The sequence below is a fragment of the Kamptonema sp. PCC 6506 genome (assembly GCF_000180455.1).
In the GTDB taxonomy this organism is placed as follows: Bacteria; Cyanobacteriota; Cyanobacteriia; order Cyanobacteriales; family Microcoleaceae; genus Kamptonema; species Kamptonema formosum.
Genome location: NZ_CACA01000375.1, coordinates 1 through 17,320 on the forward strand (window position 1 = coordinate 1; position 17,320 = coordinate 17,320).

At 42.7% G+C, this 17,320-nt stretch carries 17 protein-coding genes and 1 tRNA gene; 9 read left to right on the forward strand and 9 right to left on the reverse strand.

Translation table 11 applies throughout. The annotated features are described in order from the left end of the window. Window positions 1-84: 84 nt before the first annotated feature. Window positions 85-855, reverse strand: coding sequence for a pentapeptide repeat-containing protein (locus OSCI_RS27580; RefSeq protein ID WP_007358540.1), 771 nt, complete (start codon window positions 853-855; stop codon window positions 85-87). Between the two features lie 163 nt (window positions 856-1,018). Next, the gene (locus OSCI_RS27585) at window positions 1,019-1,663 is read right to left on the reverse strand and encodes a pentapeptide repeat-containing protein (protein WP_007358542.1); all 645 of its coding nucleotides are present in this window, start codon (window positions 1,661-1,663) and stop codon (window positions 1,019-1,021) included. A 222-nt stretch (window positions 1,664-1,885) separates the two neighbouring features. Here OSCI_RS27585 and OSCI_RS27590 point away from each other — a divergent pair, with 222 nt between their 5' ends. Both OSCI_RS27590 and OSCI_RS27595 read left to right on the forward strand, forming a co-directional pair. Next, complete coding sequence (locus tag OSCI_RS27590; RefSeq protein ID WP_007358543.1) at window positions 1,886-2,092, forward strand: hypothetical protein; 207 nt, start codon at window positions 1,886-1,888, stop codon at window positions 2,090-2,092. Between the two features lie 199 nt (window positions 2,093-2,291). Beyond that, window positions 2,292-2,747 carry a helix-turn-helix domain-containing protein gene (locus tag OSCI_RS27595; protein WP_157135597.1) on the forward strand — a complete coding sequence of 152 codons (456 nt, stop codon included), beginning with the start codon at window positions 2,292-2,294 and terminating at the stop codon, window positions 2,745-2,747. An 83-nt stretch (window positions 2,748-2,830) separates the two neighbouring features. Here OSCI_RS27595 and OSCI_RS27600 read toward each other — a convergent pair whose 3' ends face one another. Further along, entirely contained in the window at window positions 2,831-3,184 is a 354-nt protein-coding gene (locus OSCI_RS27600; RefSeq protein WP_007358546.1) for a metal-sensing transcriptional repressor, read from the reverse strand. Between the two features lie 543 nt (window positions 3,185-3,727). On the opposite strand from OSCI_RS27600, the gene OSCI_RS27605 reads away from it, so the two are divergent. Both OSCI_RS27605 and OSCI_RS27610 read left to right on the forward strand, forming a co-directional pair. Next, window positions 3,728-3,955 carry a mersacidin/lichenicidin family type 2 lantibiotic gene (locus tag OSCI_RS27605; RefSeq protein ID WP_007358547.1) on the forward strand — a complete coding sequence of 76 codons (228 nt, stop codon included), beginning with the start codon at window positions 3,728-3,730 and terminating at the stop codon, window positions 3,953-3,955. Between the two features lie 149 nt (window positions 3,956-4,104). Then, window positions 4,105-5,604: a biotin/lipoyl-binding protein gene (locus tag OSCI_RS27610; protein WP_007358548.1), complete on the forward strand. Its 1,500-nt coding sequence runs from the start codon at window positions 4,105-4,107 to the stop codon at window positions 5,602-5,604. Window positions 5,605-5,641: 37 nt separating this feature from the next. Here OSCI_RS27610 and OSCI_RS27615 read toward each other — a convergent pair whose 3' ends face one another. The 6 genes from OSCI_RS27615 to OSCI_RS27640 form a co-directional block, all read right to left on the reverse strand. Further along, the gene (locus OSCI_RS27615; protein ID WP_007358549.1) at window positions 5,642-6,718 is read right to left on the reverse strand and encodes a CobW family GTP-binding protein; all 1,077 of its coding nucleotides are present in this window, start codon (window positions 6,716-6,718) and stop codon (window positions 5,642-5,644) included. A 114-nt stretch (window positions 6,719-6,832) separates the two neighbouring features. Then, window positions 6,833-7,555 (reverse strand): hypothetical protein, encoded by a 723-nt coding sequence (locus OSCI_RS27620; RefSeq protein WP_007358550.1) that lies wholly within the window; start codon window positions 7,553-7,555, stop codon window positions 6,833-6,835. A gap of 198 nt (window positions 7,556-7,753) precedes the next feature. Further along, window positions 7,754-8,569 (reverse strand): metallophosphoesterase family protein, encoded by an 816-nt coding sequence (locus OSCI_RS27625; protein WP_007358552.1) that lies wholly within the window; start codon window positions 8,567-8,569, stop codon window positions 7,754-7,756. After that, window positions 8,566-9,348 (reverse strand): GTP-binding protein, encoded by a 783-nt coding sequence (locus OSCI_RS27630; protein WP_026103812.1) that lies wholly within the window; start codon window positions 9,346-9,348, stop codon window positions 8,566-8,568. The genes OSCI_RS27625 and OSCI_RS27630 overlap by 4 nt, the downstream gene beginning before the upstream one ends. A 193-nt stretch (window positions 9,349-9,541) precedes the next feature. Next, window positions 9,542-9,613 (reverse strand) — tRNA-Thr (locus OSCI_RS27635). A gap of 94 nt (window positions 9,614-9,707) precedes the next feature. Continuing rightward, complete coding sequence (locus OSCI_RS27640) at window positions 9,708-11,852, reverse strand: WD40 repeat domain-containing protein (protein ID WP_007358554.1); 2,145 nt, start codon at window positions 11,850-11,852, stop codon at window positions 9,708-9,710. 287 nt (window positions 11,853-12,139) lie between these two features. On the opposite strand from OSCI_RS27640, the gene OSCI_RS27645 reads away from it, so the two are divergent. The 5 genes from OSCI_RS27645 to OSCI_RS27665 all read left to right on the forward strand — a co-directional run bounded on the left by OSCI_RS27645 (window position 12,140) and on the right by OSCI_RS27665 (window position 17,153). Next, on the forward strand, window positions 12,140-13,288 hold the full coding sequence (locus tag OSCI_RS27645) for a sulfate ABC transporter substrate-binding protein (RefSeq protein WP_007358555.1): 1,149 nt from the start codon (window positions 12,140-12,142) through the stop codon (window positions 13,286-13,288). A gap of 178 nt (window positions 13,289-13,466) precedes the next feature. Next, complete coding sequence (gene cysT, locus OSCI_RS27650) at window positions 13,467-14,315, forward strand: sulfate ABC transporter permease subunit CysT (RefSeq protein ID WP_007358556.1); 849 nt, start codon at window positions 13,467-13,469, stop codon at window positions 14,313-14,315. Further along, complete coding sequence (gene cysW / locus OSCI_RS27655) at window positions 14,305-15,183, forward strand: sulfate ABC transporter permease subunit CysW (protein ID WP_019487654.1); 879 nt, start codon at window positions 14,305-14,307, stop codon at window positions 15,181-15,183. The genes cysT and cysW overlap by 11 nt, the downstream gene beginning before the upstream one ends. A gap of 148 nt (window positions 15,184-15,331) precedes the next feature. Then, the gene (locus OSCI_RS27660; protein WP_007358558.1) at window positions 15,332-15,694 is read left to right on the forward strand and encodes an NIL domain-containing protein; all 363 of its coding nucleotides are present in this window, start codon (window positions 15,332-15,334) and stop codon (window positions 15,692-15,694) included. A 322-nt stretch (window positions 15,695-16,016) separates the two neighbouring features. Next, window positions 16,017-17,153, forward strand: a complete 1,137-nt coding sequence (locus tag OSCI_RS27665) for an extracellular solute-binding protein (RefSeq protein WP_019487653.1) — start codon at window positions 16,017-16,019, stop codon at window positions 17,151-17,153. The last annotated feature ends 167 nt before the right edge of the window (window positions 17,154-17,320 follow it).

Sequence of the window (17,320 nt, forward strand, 5' to 3'; positions counted from 1 at the left end):
TGCTCCCCATCTCCCCCCTCTTTCCCTAGCCCCTAGTCCCTAGCCCCTAGCCCCTTCTTCACGCGATCCACCCATCGTACAAATTTAAAACAGGACTTTTAGTAAGACAGATCCTAACGCTCCTAAAGCATTCATCCATCCTCCGCCACTGGTTTGAGGTTCCGTTGGCTTTTGACGGGTTACGATCGCTTGCTCTAACTGCTTCGACACTTCCTGACCTCTAGCATTTCCTTGAGAGGCAAAGAGTTGATTAGCTATCTGAGCATCCTGAGTCGCGCCTGGAAAGTCTCCCAAGTCAGCGCGAGACATACTTCGCGCAAAATACACTACTGCTAGATCGGGTTTGAGGCTGAGTGCTTGATTGTAATAATCTATGGCATTTCTGTAGTTTCCAGCTTTGGCTTCTGCCAACCCTAATCTATAGAAGTCCTCTGCTTCCCCGATATTGGTTGGCAATCCCCTAACTCCTAGTAATTGTGCATTACTCAGATTAATGCTAGCTAAATTGGCATTACCTAAATAAGCAGTTCTCAAATCAGCACCACTGAGATTTGCACCTGTGAGATTGGCACCGCTCAAGTTGACACCATAGAGGCTAGTACCGCTGAGGTTTGCGCCTGTAAGATCTGCACCACTAAGGTTAGCGCGGCTGAGATTGGCACCGCTCAAGTTAGCACCTCTGAGATCTGCTCCAGTCAGGTTGGCTAAAACTAGACCTGCACCGCTGAGGTCGCACTGAGAACACTGTCGGGTTGCTAGTAGCTGTTGTGTATGTTCAATATTCTCGGCAGATGCAGCAATGGCTGGGAAAATCGCGGTTAGCAGCGTTGCAGTTGCGAGGATTCTGAGTTTCATTTTTAGCCTCTAAAATCCAAAATATAAAATCTAAAATACTCTTAGTATCGCTTATTTGCAATAAAATTAAAACTAAAATTGCTAAGGAGTAATTTTCGCTTAACAGCTCATTACTCCTTAATTTACCACCAGTTCTTCGCAGGCTGCCAAAATAGAAGGGCAATTAGTCGTGAACTGTACCGTCGGGCATGGTTGCGCCCTTAAGATATACTCCACTGAGGTTGACTCCAGTTAGGTTTGCGCCTAGTAGGTTGGCACCAGTCAGGTCTGCGGCACTTAAGATAGCTTCAGTTAGGTCTGCTCTAATTAGGCTAGCTCCCATTAAGTCGGCTCCACTGAGGTCTACCTTAGTTAAATTGGCTCCGATTAGGTCAGCTTCGGTAAGAATTGCTCGACGCAGATTTACTCCGTAGAGGTTGACTCCGTGCAAGTCTGTCTGACATAGGATTGCTCTAGAAATATTGGCTCCGATGAAATTTGCCTGGGTGAGGAAGGCTCTGCTCAAGTCAGCTTTGCTAAGATTAGTACCGATCAGGTCGGCTCGACACAGGTTTGCTTCAGTTAAAATTGCTTCTGTCATGTCAGCTCCTCCCAGATCTGTACCGCTGAGATTGGTGTTGCTGAGATTGGCTTTGCTGAGGTTGGCTCTGTTGAGTTTGGCTTTACTCAGGTTAGCTCCGGTAATATCTGATTCGCATAGGTTGGCTCCAATTAGCTCTGCGTCACAGAGATACACCTCTGGTAGGTATACTCCACTGAAATTTCTTTCTCCTGTTGCGTATAGCCTCAGCAGTTCGTCAACGTTCATTATTGCTTCTCTATGTCTCATTGAATGCAAAATACTCTGACTGACGCGGCTTGACCGGATGAAAAAGTAAAGATTAAGATAGAGTTCGCTTCTGAGTTTACTTAAGTAAGTTGTGATTAATATCACTTATAACTGTAAGTGTTATCACATAATTTAAGAGTTGGCGATCGCACGTCAAAGGGTATGTATAAACGATACTGATAGTGTTGAGTTCCCATAAAGATGATGACACCTCAAGTCAGCGCTCCCCAACTCAGTATCGAGCAAATAGTGTTAGAAATATTTTCTACTCGGAGAATTACCCGTACCGATCGGCGGCGGTTGATGTCGATGTTACTGGCAAAAGATTTTCTGAGTTCTGAAGAACAAAACTCTATCAATCGGATGTTTGAAAGTCTGCGTCAGGGTGCGATTAGAGTTGTAGATTAACTCTGAGCTTTCTAGAATACTATCAAATACCAACGATCTTTTATTAAAAACAGAATTTTTTCCAAAACAAGAATGCAGGAGTCAGTAGTCAGAGATTAATAAAAATTATTCAGAATAATGACTTTTAAATTCTGCATTATTCCACAATTTTTCGATGAGTAGTTAGTAACAATCAATAAGTTTCGGGCGAGATACGCTCTTGGATGAGGTAATTGATATGGTGGGGGTATGCAAGATCGAGATCGCAGAAACAGCCGAAGAACTTAAGAGCCTATTAACAAAACAAAAAACTGCTAGTAGCTTTCAAAAAATTCAAGCCTTGTATCTGCTCAAAAGTTGTCAAGTCAAGACAGTAAAAGACTTAGCACTTACTATCGGAGTAAATAGGATTACAGTACAGCGCTGGTTAAAAAAGTACCGCACTCACGGATTGTATGGACTCCTAGAAACAAAGCACAGCGGAGGTCGAAAACCAGCTATTCCTGCTAAGGCCCGTGCCGATTTGAAACTACGACTTAGCGATCCTCAAAAAAGCTTCAAGAGCTACGCAGAAATTCAAGAGTGGTTACAGCAAGAGTACAATATTAACGCCTCCTACAAAGCAGTTTATGCCACAGTTAGATATCAACTGAAAGCCAAACTAGCTAAAACTTAAGGGAAGGAAGAAGGAAGAAGGAAGAAAAATTTAGTTATCTAGGAGAGAAGGAAGAATATTTATACGGTCAGCTTTTTAGCCATCTAAGGTAAAAATCGATCCAAAGCCGCCTTGAGTTCTTCAATCTCAGTTTCAATATTACCATCTTTAGCAGCCCTACCAATACACTCAGTTAGATGCTCGTCCAGAATAATCCGCGCCACTCGATCTAAGGCCCCTCGAACAGCAGCAATCTGTATTAACACTTCAGGGCAAGGACGACTTTCTTGTACCATTGTCTTCACACCGCGAATGTGCCCCTCAATCCGAGAAAGCCGATTCACTATCCGGCGGAGAGATGCTTCATTATGAACGTGAGGGTGAGCAGAGTGGCTGTGGTGATGGTGGTGGCCATCTGCTTCCAAGGGTTGGTCAGCGTCTGGATTAGATAAAACCATGTTGGTTTGTCAATAATTAAAATTTAGCATAATCGTAGAGGGACAAAATTAAACGTCAGGTGAGCGCTCCCACAAACAAGCCCGCAAACAAGCGATGTTTTTCAGAGCTAGAGATGGTTGGCAGCGATCGCACGCCCTACCACTAAGTAGAACTCCGATCGCTTGATTCTAAGTCCTGAATTTTTGTATTTTAACTGTCACAATATCTTTAAGAATAGATATAGCAACCGCCAAGGTATAGCAACCGCCAGGGCGGTTAAGACGTTGAAACTTTCTTCATCCCCTCTTCCCCTCTTCCCTAGCCCCTAGCCCCTAGCCCCTAGCCCCTTAACCGCCCTGGCGGTTGCTATAGCTTTAAGAATTGGTATAAGCCCTTCAATACGCGGCTAAAATCGGAATATCATAAGCTGTAGTTATAAAACAAACTATAAAATCAATAAAAAATAATCAAATTATGATAATGATTATCATTCCATGCAGTATACTCAACCTATAGGGAATCACCTCTCTATAAATTCTTGTACCCATAAGGAGTGGTGCATCATGTTGAACGAACACATCATCCGCGCTTGGAAAGATGAAGACTATCTGGATAGCTTGAGTGCTGAAGAAAAGGCACAACTGCCAGAAAATCCAGCCGGTTTGATCGAACTTACCGATGAAGATATGTCCTCTGTTTCTGGAGGTTGTACCTGCGGTAGCACCCAGTGCAGTATGCCTTGGCATCACTACTCTGGCGTGGCAGAAGAAAGCTCAACTCTGCTGGCATAAGTAGGGATTTTTAGGGCTAGTTAAATCGGGATATCCTCAAAAGTCTGTAATTGATAGACAGTAGATCCAGAAAGTATTCGCGATATCTTTTCTGGGTCATTAATTTTAGCAATAAAATTAATTGTTCTAGGAATTAATTCCAGTTTTTAATGAAATTAAACGACTCAAACGAAGCTTTTTTACCTACGGTTTATAGCGAAGAATTTTTACCTCCAATTAATCCTTGGATGGTGCTAGGAGGATTGTTGCAAGCGGCGGCTGTCGGGATTGCTTTGGTTTTGGCAGCCACACTCAAATATAATGTGACAGTGAGAGCACCTGCCACAGTTAGACCAACAGGAGAAATCCGAATTGTACAAGCATCAAGCGAGGGGACGATCGGAAGTATTAAAGTTAAAGAAAATCAAAGGGTAAACAAGGGGGATGTCATTGCTATTGTGGAAGATTTGCGGCTGCAAAATGAGAAAAAGCAGTTGCAGGGAAATCTTCAGCAACTAGAGCGACAATTCACTCAATTTGATGCTCAAATCCTAGCTTTAGAACGGCAAAAAATTGCGGAAACTGACCGCATGAATCGCACAGTTGCTTCAGCTTTGGCTGAATTGAAACGCAGCCAGCGGGAGCATGAAGATCGGCAAGAAAATAGTGTGGCAGAAGTGGAGGAAGCTGAAGCCAATTTGAGATCGGAGCAGAAGGAATTGCAAAGATTTCAAGCAGATTTAAAGTCAGGGGAGGCAAATTTAAAATCGGTGGAGGCGGCTTTAAAGACAGCGGTATCGAAGCGCGATCGCTACGAGCCGATCGCGGAAACGGGGGCGCTTTCTCAGGATCAGTTTGAGGAGGCAAAATTAGCGGTAGAACAGCAAGCACAGGCAGTAGCGGCACAAAAAGGAGCCATTGAAGCCCAAAAACAAGCGATTTTGCGACAGCAGCAAGTTATGGAAGCGGTGGCGGCGCGGTTGCAGCGGACTAAAACTGCTCTCAACCCCAGCAGTGCAGAAGTGGCGATCGCACAGCAACGTATGGCGGCGGAAAAAGCCACTGGGGAAGCAACCTTAGCAGCACTTAATCGGGAGCGAGAAGCGCTAATTCAGCAGCGAGTGGAAATTAGCAAGCAGCAGCAGCGCGATCGCTCCCAAATCCGACAAATTGAAGCAGATTTAACTCAAACTGCGATCCGAGCAACGGTAAACGGCACTGTGTTAAAGCTGGAGTTGCGAAATCCCGGCCAGGTGGTACAATTGGGAGATGCGATCGCGCAAATTGCCCCCGATCGCACTCCCATCGCGATCGTCACCCGCGTTGCCACGCAAGATATCAGCAAAGTCCAAATTTGCCAAGAGGCGAAGGTTGAAAACTGTCAGCAAGGTAAAGTGCAACTGCGGATTTCTGCCTATCCCTACCCCGATTACGGCACTCTCAAAGGCGCTGTTAGAGAAATTTCTCCCGATGCGATCGCACCTACTAATGGTGACAAATCCACTGGTTATTACCAGGTAAAAATTGAAGCCGAAAAAACATATCTTGTGAGAGAAGAACAACAGTATCCCCTACAAACAGGCATGGAAGTTACAGCAGATATCATTGCTAAAGAAGAAACAATATTAACCTTTGTTTTAAGGAAAATCAGGCTAATCGCAGATGTTTGAATTTTCTAAAAATTATTGGTTTTTTGGGAATTAATTTTTAAGCCACACATTCAGCAAGTTGTTGCCGTAATTCTGCGGTATTCAAGTTGCGACCAATTAAGACTATCTGATTGCTGGGAGATTTACCCCATTCGTCAGCATCTAAGCTAAATCGTTTTCCACTGAGTTGAAATAGATGCCGTAAATCGCTTTCGACAAACCAGAGAATGCCTTTAGCTCGAAATACATCGTTAGGCAACTTATACTCTAAAAAATCTTGAAATTTATTAATGGAAAAAGGGCGATCGCTTTGGAACGAAACCGAAACAAATCCATCATTGGCTAAGTGTTCGGAGTGATGATGATGATGTTCATGGTTATGTTCGTGGTGATGTTCATTGTCATGTTCGTGGTGATGTTCATGGTTATGTTCATTGTCATGTTCGTGGTCATGTTTATCCCCATTCTCCATGTTACTGTAAAGCTCTATTTCTGCTAATCCTAACCCCAAAATTAACGGTAAAGGAACTTCACCATATTTAGAGTGTAGAATCCTTGCCCCCTCTTTGACTGTGCGAATATAATCTTCTAATTCTTTGACTTTTTCAGGCGTAGCCAAATCAGTTTTGTTCAGCAGAAGAATATCGCCAAATGCTATTTGTTTAAAAGCGGCTTCACTGTCGAAATGTTCGGGAGTAAATGTTTCAGCATCAATGACTGTGAGAACAGAATCTAAGTTAGTCAAATCCCGCAACTCCGTACCGACAAATGTTAAAATAATTGGTAGCGGATCGGCAACTCCCGTCGTTTCAATCACCATATAGTCAATGCGATCGTCTCGCTCTAAGACTCTGTAAACTGCATCAAGTAATCCATCATTAATTGTGCAGCAAATACAGCCGTTAGTCAATTCTACCATGTCGTCGTCGGTAGAAATAAGTAACTGGGAATCAATGTTGATATCCCCAAATTCATTAACTAGAACGGCAACTTTTAAGTCTTGCTTATTTTTGAGAATTTGATTGAGTAAGGTAGTTTTACCACTGCCAAGAAAGCCTGTAATTATAGTTACAGGCATTCCTCTTTTGGGAATGTTGTATATAAAATCTGGGGTTTGTACATTGAGATTAGTCATGGTTCCTCTTCTATTAATTTGAGTTTGGGTATTTGTTAGAAAAATCTGTCTTGGCGCTGGCTAAGTCGCACCAGAAACCTCTAGATTATTTACAAAAACTAGAGAGAAAATCTGCTATGATTGAAACCCCTTTTTCCCCCCATAATGCACCGTCTTAAACTGAATGCGATCGCACTCAGGATTATATAAAGTGTAGGTTGCAACTCCGGGTTGGCGGCCAACATTACCAACTCCAATAACTTGACGTGCAGTGACAGTAACAGTTTGAGGAGAGTTTTGAGAATCGAGAGTTTGCACAGTATTATTAATCGAACCCCCTTGTAATTGATACTGGAAAGTTAAACCAGATCGACCGCAAAATAAGTTATTTACATCAGCGCGAATTAGCCGATCTAGCATCACAAAAGCAGGCGTTTCTGGAGTTAATTTATCCGCAGCACCGGCCGTACTACCATGAATTAACAAGCAGTCAAGTTCGTGAAAGCCAAAATTCAAAGACCTCAGCCATTGTACAGACTTACGTGACACAGAATCCCAGAGAGATTTAACTGTATTCTGACCATATTTCTCGATTAACTCAATCGGTTCGCTAGTAGCACCAATAGCGTGTAAAATGAAGCATTGTTCCTCCCACCATCCCGTACAAACTTGAGGTAATAATTCACCTTGACGCGGTTTTTGCAAACGCTCTACTAATTTATCGCAGTCGGGATTAATGCCAACTAAGTCACCAATAATATACAGTTGTTCGACTCTAACTCGTTGGCGCTTAATGTCATTAAGTACAGCTTCGTAAGCTTTTAGATTTCCTTCGATTCCGCTTAAAATTGCCCACATTTTGATTTGCTTTTTCGTAAAATTTGCAGTATTCGTAGTAGTATTCGTAGGGTGCGTCAGTAGCTAGGGAAAGAGGAAGAGAGAGGAGAGGGGAGAGGGGAGAGGGATAATTAGCCATTAGTCATTAGCCATTAACCATTAGCCATTAGCAATTAGCAATTAGCCATTAGCTATTAGCTATTACCAATTACCAATTACCTATCTTGCACAAACATGAGTAGGATCGTCTGCTCTTTCTGCAAACTCTAAACCTCTGGCTAAACGCCATGCAAAGATAGGCGGCAAACCTTTTTCGATAATCGCAGCACAGGTTTTTTGATAGTCATATTCAACCTCTCTTAATGTCACATTTTGTGTATCTTCATCGTAAATAACGTAAGTAGCATTTGGCCTTCCATGACGCGGTTCTCCAACCGAACCGACATTAACAATCTTTAAAACAGGCGCAGAAAAATTTAAATAATCATCTACTTTCCCGTCGCTACCAGTTACTTTTACCTGCAATTGACCGCCATCTAAAGTGCGGATATATGGCACATGAGTATGACCGCAAAATAGTACATCTGCACCAGTAGATAAGACTCTTTCTAAGGCGATAAAAGCATCTAATTCGGGCAATAAATACTCATGGGCTGTATGGGGGCTACCATGAACAAAACAAAGGTTATTTTCCTTTAAACTGTGAGGCAATTGTGCTAAATATTCCCGCGTTTCAGGGTAGATATTCTGGTTAGTCCATTCGTGAGCTAATTTGCCCCGTTTTTCTGCTAACACTGAGGGATAACTACATTCACAGGAGTTTAAGCCTTCGACAATATCTTCATCCCAACATCCCGCACAAGTGGGAATATCTAAGGAGCGAATTTGCTCAACAACTGCGTGAGGATGGGGGCCATAACCAACTAAATCTCCGAGACAAAAGATGCTATCAGCTTTTTGTTGGTCAATATCTGTCAAAACTGCATTCAAGGCTTCATAGTTACCATGAATGCAAGACATAACTGCAATTTTCATGTTGTTTCTTCCTCTGCTGATAATGACATTGAATCTTTAACTTGCTGCTGGTAATATAAGATTGCGGCTTCTGGCAAACAGGAGTATTCTAAAGTTTGGAGCAATGCAGTTTCATCCAGATTTTCACCGATAATTTCGATCCCGCTGAAGCGTTGGGGTTTGCCTTCTAGCCAGCGGGGGAGATTCAATTCTTCATATTTGGTTTCTGCAAGTTCGGCAACGAAATCTAAGTAGAATGCTCTCCCGTCAGCGATGTCAAAAATGCCTTTGGCTCTGTGAATTTTGCCATAGGCTCCTTGGGTCATTTCTTGATACCAAAAAACATCGAGACTTACGGGGTCAATGACATTTCCTTGTAGGGGTAATCGCCAAATTGATAGTTCTTCGCATTGCTGATTGATTGATACTCCCTCGACAGTTTCATCGGCCCAATTTTGCCACTCGCTGTCTTTTATCGTCGGCGGTACTATGCAGACGCGGCGACTGGGAAATTCCTCTAGCAAGCTGTTGACGGCATCAAGTTGCAGGTAACACCCCAATTCAATGTAGGCTACGCCACCATTTATTAAGTGTTTGGTGAGTAAGGATTTTTGGGTGTCACTTAGGGTTTTCACTTGGGGAAATTCAGCGGCGATGCAGGCTTGGTCTATGGGGACGTTACCTGTTCCGGGGCTGAAATATACCGCTGGTAAGGGTTCTGTCGCTATTTGCTGTCGAATCCAGGTGGTTTTGCCGATGCCGGCTGGGCCTGCTACGGCAGTGATTACAAGTTGGTTCATAGAAATAATGATAATCATTATCGCGCATAAATTACCAAAATTTTCTATAAAAGTCACCTGTTTAGATTTTTATACAGGATTTACGCAAAAGTATCTGTAACGCCGCCAGGACAAGGGCGTTACAGATAAAAGTTCTATAATTAATAATGTGTAAATAGCTGAAAGCCTTACATAGACTAGCTTGAACTAAAAAAGCTGGCGATCGGATTTGAACCCATGACCGGCTGATTACAAATCAGCTGCTCTACCACTGAGCTACGCCAGCACTTCGATTTACAATCATAACACAACTTTCCTCAAATCCGCAAGCAAGAAAAAAAATATTTTTCTCTTCTCACAACCGAGCCACCCCACTTGCCTTAATCGCAGCGCCAAATCTTAATCGTCTCATCACCGCTACCACTGACGAGCAGCTTACCATCCCGTGCGATCGCCACCGAATAAACCGTCCCCGAATGTCCCGTCAGAGTATTCATCAGTTGCCCAGTCGCCACATTCCAAATCTTAATCGTATTATCATCACTGCCGCTAGCCAGAGTCAACCCATCAGGACTAATCGCCACCGAATTACCTCTACCTACATAATTTCTCAAAATGTGTGGCGCATTACCCCTGCTAGAATTGCCAACATCATTACCTTTACGTTGATTATTACTGAGAATTCGCATCAGCCTGCCCGTCGGCAAATTCCGCAGCTTAATCGTGTAATCATTTCTCACACTCACAAGCGTTTGTCCATCAGGACTAATCGCAATAGAATTCACCCCCAAATTCAAACCAGAAAGAGTACGCTGTAACTCTCCAGTTTCCACATCCCAAACCTTGCTCGTCGCATCAGAACTTCCGCTCGCCAAAACTTGACCATCAGGGCTAAAAACCACCGCATTCACATCATCTAAATGCCCCGTCAAAGTCCGCAGCAATTCGCCACTGTCTAAATGCCAAAGCTTAATTGTATAGTCACTACCGCCGCAGCTAGCTACGAGCTGCCCATCGGGGCTAATAGCAACAGAATTAACCCCAATAGAATGGCCAGGGAGAGTGCCAAGTAACTCACCGCTATGGAGATTCCAAAGTTTAATAGTCTCATCAGAACTACCACTAACAAGAAGCTCTCCATCAGAGCTAATAGCTACCGAATTTACCCGATCGGAATGCCCAGTTAAAGTGGTTGTTAACTCCCCCGTTTCTAAGTTCCAGAGCTTAATAGTTCTGTCCCAACTCCCACTAGCAAGAATCAGCCCATCTGGACTAATAGCAATTGAATTTACAAAAGATGAATGTCCAGGCAAAGTGCAAACGCATTGCCATGTTTTAGTTTTAATTTTTTTAGATGCTACTTGTTCTTGGCGCTTATACTCAGCCTCAGCTTGTTCTCTGCGCTTGCGCTCCGCTTCTCCTAAAATATCGCGCTGAAGCTTAGCCCTATTTTCCCGATCTGCCAGCCGTCGCAACTCTACTTCACAAGCGGCTCTTTGCTGTCGCTGAATCACTTTCAGACTTTCAATATAAGGTTCAACCCATTCTTGATCGAACCATTCTTGAACAAATTCAGATTTTAAATCGTAAAGTTGTGGTTCATAGTTGAAATCAATACTGAGGTAATATAAATCTGCTAAAAATCCTGCTAATAACTTATGTATTGAAACAATTATTTGCCTAATAATTCGCAGACATACTTTTTCGTCAGTACCATCTATTCCCAACTGTTCGTAAACTTTTTCCCAGTTCCAAGGCTGAATCGATACTAAGGAAACAGTTTGATTTACCATTCCCCAAAAACCAACATGAAAATTCACTTCATAGTCGCTGATATCGCTATAAAGAATCGCCGTCGGCACTGGGCCTAAAATTGTCTGCAACCGCTCCACATCAATATCAGAAATTGGCTGTTTGAAATAGTCGCCGTAAAACTGAACTGGACAAGTTTCGCTATGTTGAGGATAATACTGGCTCAAAAACGATCTCAACTTAGCGGGTAACTCGATATTCAAGTTATGCCGGAAAGAATCTGGGCAATCTTTGCTGATTTTAGCTGGAGAAACTAACAGCAATAATCGGTGCTGTTGCTGCTGCAAAATTTGCTCTGTTTCTTGTCTGCTTAAATTAGAAAACCAAGTGTCTCGATCCCAAATAACTTGAATCTCACTCAGCTTGATTTTAATTGCTTCTGCCTGTAATTCCCGCATCAGTTCGCGGCATAATCTACTAATTTCTCGCCGATCTCTTAATTCTTCTTCTCTTAACTCGTTAGCGCGTGCTTTTTCTACGCTTGTAATCTCTTTTAATTCTTGTTCCCGACGTTCTTGCCGCTGTAGAAATTGAATTTGCGCTTGAATCCAACGCCGATCTTTTTTGACTTGATGACGAAGGGCCTGAACTCCTAATGACCCTTCAGAAAAAGACTGACTGGTGACGGTTGCTCCCAATCGATCTCCCAAACTCTGTGCGATCGGCTTCAGCAGGTCAACTAGGGTATCTGAGACGGGGCGGGGTAAAGACATAAAAATTTAATTTTTTTGCTCAAAATCTTTCCCGTAGCTTGTTGGCAGAGAGACTCACGCATTCCCGCAGGACTAGGGGCAGTTTAACTGATAGTTTTTGTAGTGTTTTATTGTATATCGAATCGGTATATTTGGGCTGCGGGGGGTGGGGGAGCGGGGGGAAGGGGAGCGGGGGAGTAGTTTTTTTATCTCTTGCATTTTTGCAAAGTCTTCTATATAATGTACGACTGTACATAAAAAACGGTATTCCTACCAAATAACCGTACTTTACACGAGGAAAGCATCTAATGAGTCAGTGGCAACGCCTCACTCAGCTAGGGCGCTTGTATCAACAGCGCCTAGCCAGCATAACTCTATTTAGGAATTCCCTAAAAAGCTTCGCATCACTCTTTATATTAGGGCTGAGTTTGAGTGTGGCGATCGCCTCTTGCTCTCCCAGTAGTAGCAACAACACAGCATCTAGCTCCAGCGGCACCAACGTAACTGCCGCCGGTCAAGGTAACGTAGAACTCACCCTCGTTTCCTTCGCCGTCACCAAAGCTGCCCACGAAACAATTATTCCTAAATTCGTAGAAAAGTGGAAACAAGAACACAATCAAACTGTCAGCTTCAATCAAAGTTATGGCGGCTCCGGCTCCCAAACTCGCGCCGTAATTGACGGCCTAGAAGCAGATATCGTCCACCTCGCTCTCGCCCTTGACACCAGTAAAATTCAGAAAGCTGGACTAATTGAACCAGGTTGGGAAAAAGAATCACCTAATGATGGCATAGTCAGCAAATCCGTAGCAGCATTAGTCACCCGCGAAGGCAATCCCAAAGGGATTAAAACATGGGAAGATTTAGGTAAAGAGGGAGTTCAACTAATCACGGCCGATCCTAAAACCTCTGGGGTTGCTCGCTGGAATTTTCTAGCTTTATGGGGTGCTGTCACCAAAACTGGCGGCGATGAAGCCAAAGCTCAAGAATTTGTTACCAAGGTTTACAAAAACGTTCCCATACTCACAAAAGATGCCCGCGAAGCTAGCGACGTATTTTTCAAACAAGGTCAGGGCGATGTGCTGATCAACTATGAAAATGAGATGGTATTAGCTGCTCAGAAAGGTGAAAAAGTGCCTTATATTGTTCCTGATACCAATGTCTCCATCGACAATCCGATCGCAGTTGTTGATAAAAATGTTGATAAGCACGGCACGCGCGAAGTTGCTGAAGCATTTGTTAAGTTTCTGTACACTCCAGAAGCTCAGCGAGAATTTGCTAAAGCAGGCTTCCGCCCAGTAGACGCTAGTGTAGCTCAAGACAAAGAATTTGTCGAGAAATATCCGCCAGTCAAAAACTTATTTACAGTTCAAGATTTGGGAGGTTGGGGAGAAATCGATCAAAAATTCTTTGCTGATGGCACTATTTTTGACAAAATCCAGGCTGACATCAGGAAATAATGTTAACCGATCGGGAATAAAGCCAACTGTCATAATTAAATCAGCTTGTAGGGTGCGTCAGACGAAGTTATCGATTGAGACAATAGGGTTTTAATCTCTGACGCACCCCACTAACCGATACCTGTTGTGTAAGTCCTAACTTCAATATCCTAAATCCACGCAAAAACCTCAAATCAAAATGGTATCGCTTCCTACCCAAAAACCTAAATCTCAACTCCAAAATCTAGCAGCTAAAATTACTTGGCCTTGGCGAATAACCCTCGGCTATCTTTCTTTAATGCTACTTTTACCAGTAGCGGCATTGCTAGCAAAGGCGAGTACAGCTAACCCAGCCGAATTCTGGAGAATTGCCACCAGTCCGATTGCTCTCTCTGCTTATGATGTCACCTTTTTTACATCATTAGTTGCAGCGATCATTAATGGCGTTTTCGGAACATTAATTGCCTGGGTTTTAGTCAGATATGATTTTCCACTCAAGCGGTTTATAGATGCCGCCGTCGATCTACCTTTTGCACTGCCTACATCTGTGGCCGGGTTGACGATCGCCACAGTTTATAGCAATAATGGCTGGATTGGTTCATTGTTTGCACCCTTTGGTATCAAGATTGCATTTACTCGTCTTGGCGTAGGTGTGGCAATGATTTTTATTTCCTTACCCTTTGTAGTGCGAACAGTACAACCAGTTTTGAGCGAGATGGAAAAAGACATTGAGGAAGCAGCTTGGTGTTTAGGCGCTTCTCAGTGGCAGACATTTTGGCGAGTGATTTTACCACCATTATTGCCAGCCATTTTAACTGGAGTAGCGTTAGGATTTTCTAGGGCAGTTGGCGAGTATGGCTCGACTGTAATCGTTGCTTCTAATATGCCATTTAAAGATTTGATCGCACCAGTGCTAATTTTCCAGAGGTTGGAACAGTATGACTATGCGGGTGCAACTGTAATTGGCGTTGTGCTGTTAGCAATTTCATTGGTGATGTTATTGGCAATTAATATTTTACAAGCCTGGGGTAGTCGCTATGACGATTGATCTAAATCCATCTGCTAAATACAATGTACCTCCCGCTAATTCTCGCTTCCAAAACAAGGAGAAAACCTGGGTAAAGGGACTTTTAATTGGGGTAGCAGTCCTGTATTTATCTCTTGTACTTTTCATCCCTGCTCTCAATGTTTTTGTCCAAGCTTTTAGTAAGGGAGTTGGCCCTTTCATGTCCAACTTGACTGCTCCAGAATTTCTCCATGCAGCCAAACTTACCTTATTTATTGCTATAATTGTAGTGCCGATCAATACAATTTTTGGCTTGTGTGCTGCCTGGGTAATTGCTAGAAATAAATTTCCTGGGCGCACGCTTTTAATCAGCATCTTAGACATACCTTTTGCAATTTCACCTGTTGTTGCTGGTTTAATGATCGTGTTACTATATGGGCGCAATGGGTGGTTTGGATCGTTCTTGGAAGCAGCCAATATTAAGATTATTTTTGCTTTTCCGGGGATGGTGCTGGCTACTGCTTTTGTGACTCTGCCTTTTGTGGCTCGCGAAGTAATTCCGGTTCTGGAAGAAGCTGGTACTGACCAAGAAGAAGCGGCTAAAACTTTGGGCGCAAATGATTGGCAAATTTTCTGGCGAGTCACGATTCCCAATATTCGCTGGGGCTTACTTTATGGCTTAATTTTGACAAATGCAAGAGCAATGGGAGAATTTGGTGCTATCTCTGTAGTATCGGGAAATATTGCTAAAAAAACGCAAACTTTACCGCTATTTGTAGAAGAATCTTACAAGCAGTATGCGACGCAATCGGCTTATTCTGCTGCGGTTATTCTCGCTTTTTTAGCAGTTGTAACTCTTGTACTTAAGGAAATATTAGAGCGCAAAACTAGGATTAAGGAAGTTGAATAAAATATGGAAGAGTTCGGAGATTTCCCATTTTTTCTAATACAGAATTGATTGTTTCAGACATTTTGTAACGCCGCTCTCTGGACGGTTATTCACCGCCTAAAATGCGGCGTTCCCAGCCAAACAAAAATTTTTAAACGAGGAGATTCAGATGTTAGTTGAAAACAATAACAACAACTTGGAAAGTGAATCAATTAATGCTTTTCATAAGGCGACGGCATCAGATATTCCCAAGAGCGTTGAAGGAGATATTAGACCTACTCAAACCCGGATTCGGATGCGGGTTCCCAAAGAATACCATCAAGAACCTGTGATTTCTCGCTTGATTTCTCAATATGGCTTGACGGTAAATGTTAATGCAGCTTTATTGGGAGTTAAATCTTCTGATGATGGTTGGTTTGATTTGGAACTGCACGGTACTGCTAGTCAGATTGAAAGTGCTTTGATTTATCTGAATGATTTGGATGTAGAAATTTGGAGCGATTCGGCCGATCCCGATCGAGAAAGTTGGTAGGAAAGAAAGATTGTTTTCTTTCAAGGTTAAATAGGTAAAAATAAATATTTTGTCTCATTGAGAGTCTATCGAAGCAATCGCCAAATCTTGAGATTGCTTCACGGAGTTCGCAATGGGATAATATAGGTAAAAATAAATATTCTGTGTCATTGTACGCCTATCGAAGGAAGCACCAAGTCTTGAGATTGCTTCACGGAGTTCGCAATGACATATAGCACAGAAGGAAAAAGCAAAATTTGCTGGCAAAGACATATTTCATGTATAATGATGCTTTATTACGAGCAAAAATTAAAGATTATCTAACAAAGCGGATGCAGACAAAGTGAAACGAAGGTCTTTGCTATTGGGGGCTAGCGCCCTAACTCTGAGCCAATTAGCGGGGGGATGTGGAACCCAGACGGCCCTAAAAGTGCGATCGCTGAAAAATTCTGTTCCCGCACAAGTTGTCGCTCAATTTCGCAAGCAACTGCAACCATCACCGCTTTTACAGATTGTGCCACAAACGCAGTTACAAGAATTATTTGCTCTATTGCAAACTTGGAAGAGCAAAACTTCAGCACAAAATCAGGGTAAGGAACAGGAAAAAGCCGACTTAGTAATGATTGGTGATTACTGGTTAGCGAAGGCAATTCAACAAAAATTAATTCAACCTCTTGACCCCGCAAAGCTTACAAACTGGTCGCAATTACCTCCTGCTTGGCAAACATTAGTAAGGCGTAATGACTCTGGTATTGCGGATGAAAAAGGCAAAATTTGGGCTGCACCCTACCGCTGGGGTACTACAGTTATAGTATATCGAATTGACAAATTTAAGTCCTTGGGTTTGAAACCTCCTACAGACTGGAGCGATCTCTGGCGGGAAGAATTGCGCGATCGCATTTCTTTGCTGGATAATCCTAGAGAAGTTATTGGGTTGACTTTAAAGAAACTTGGTAAATCCTACAATACGCGCGATCTTAATAAAGTAGCGAACCTCAAAGAAGAATTGAGCAACTTACATCGACAAACTAAACTGTATAGTTCTAATTCTTACCTACAACCTCTAGTTTTAGGAGATACTTGGGCTGCGGTTGGTTGGTCTGGGGATGTATTGCGGCTAATGCAGAATCAGAAAGAAATTGGGGCAGTAGTTCCAATTTCTGGAACATCAATGTGGGTAGATTTGTGGGTACAACCGGTATCTAATCAATCATCAAATTTATCGTTAGTAGAACAATGGATCGATTTTTGTTGGCAGCCACAAATAGCTACTCAAATGTCTCTGCTAACTCAAGCTAGCTCTCCTGTTATTATTAGCATGAAGCGTGAAGATTTGCCCGAACAACTTCGTATTAATCGTTTACTTTTGCCGGAATCAGAGGTTATTTCTAAAAGTGAATTTCTTTTTCCTCTCCCGGATGTAGCTATTGAGCAATATCGCTCGTTGTGGCAAGAAGTCAGAAATATTAAGAATAGTTAGTTGTTAGTTGTTAGTTGTTAGTTGTTAGTATCTGGATACAATTAAATGTAGGGTGGGCGCTCGCTGCGAAAAGCTTGTAATTCATGCCATAGATGATTGTCAGCGAGCGCCCACCTTATCCCTCTTTTGTCACTTTCGGCAGAAAATAATCTGGGATGCTTATAGCA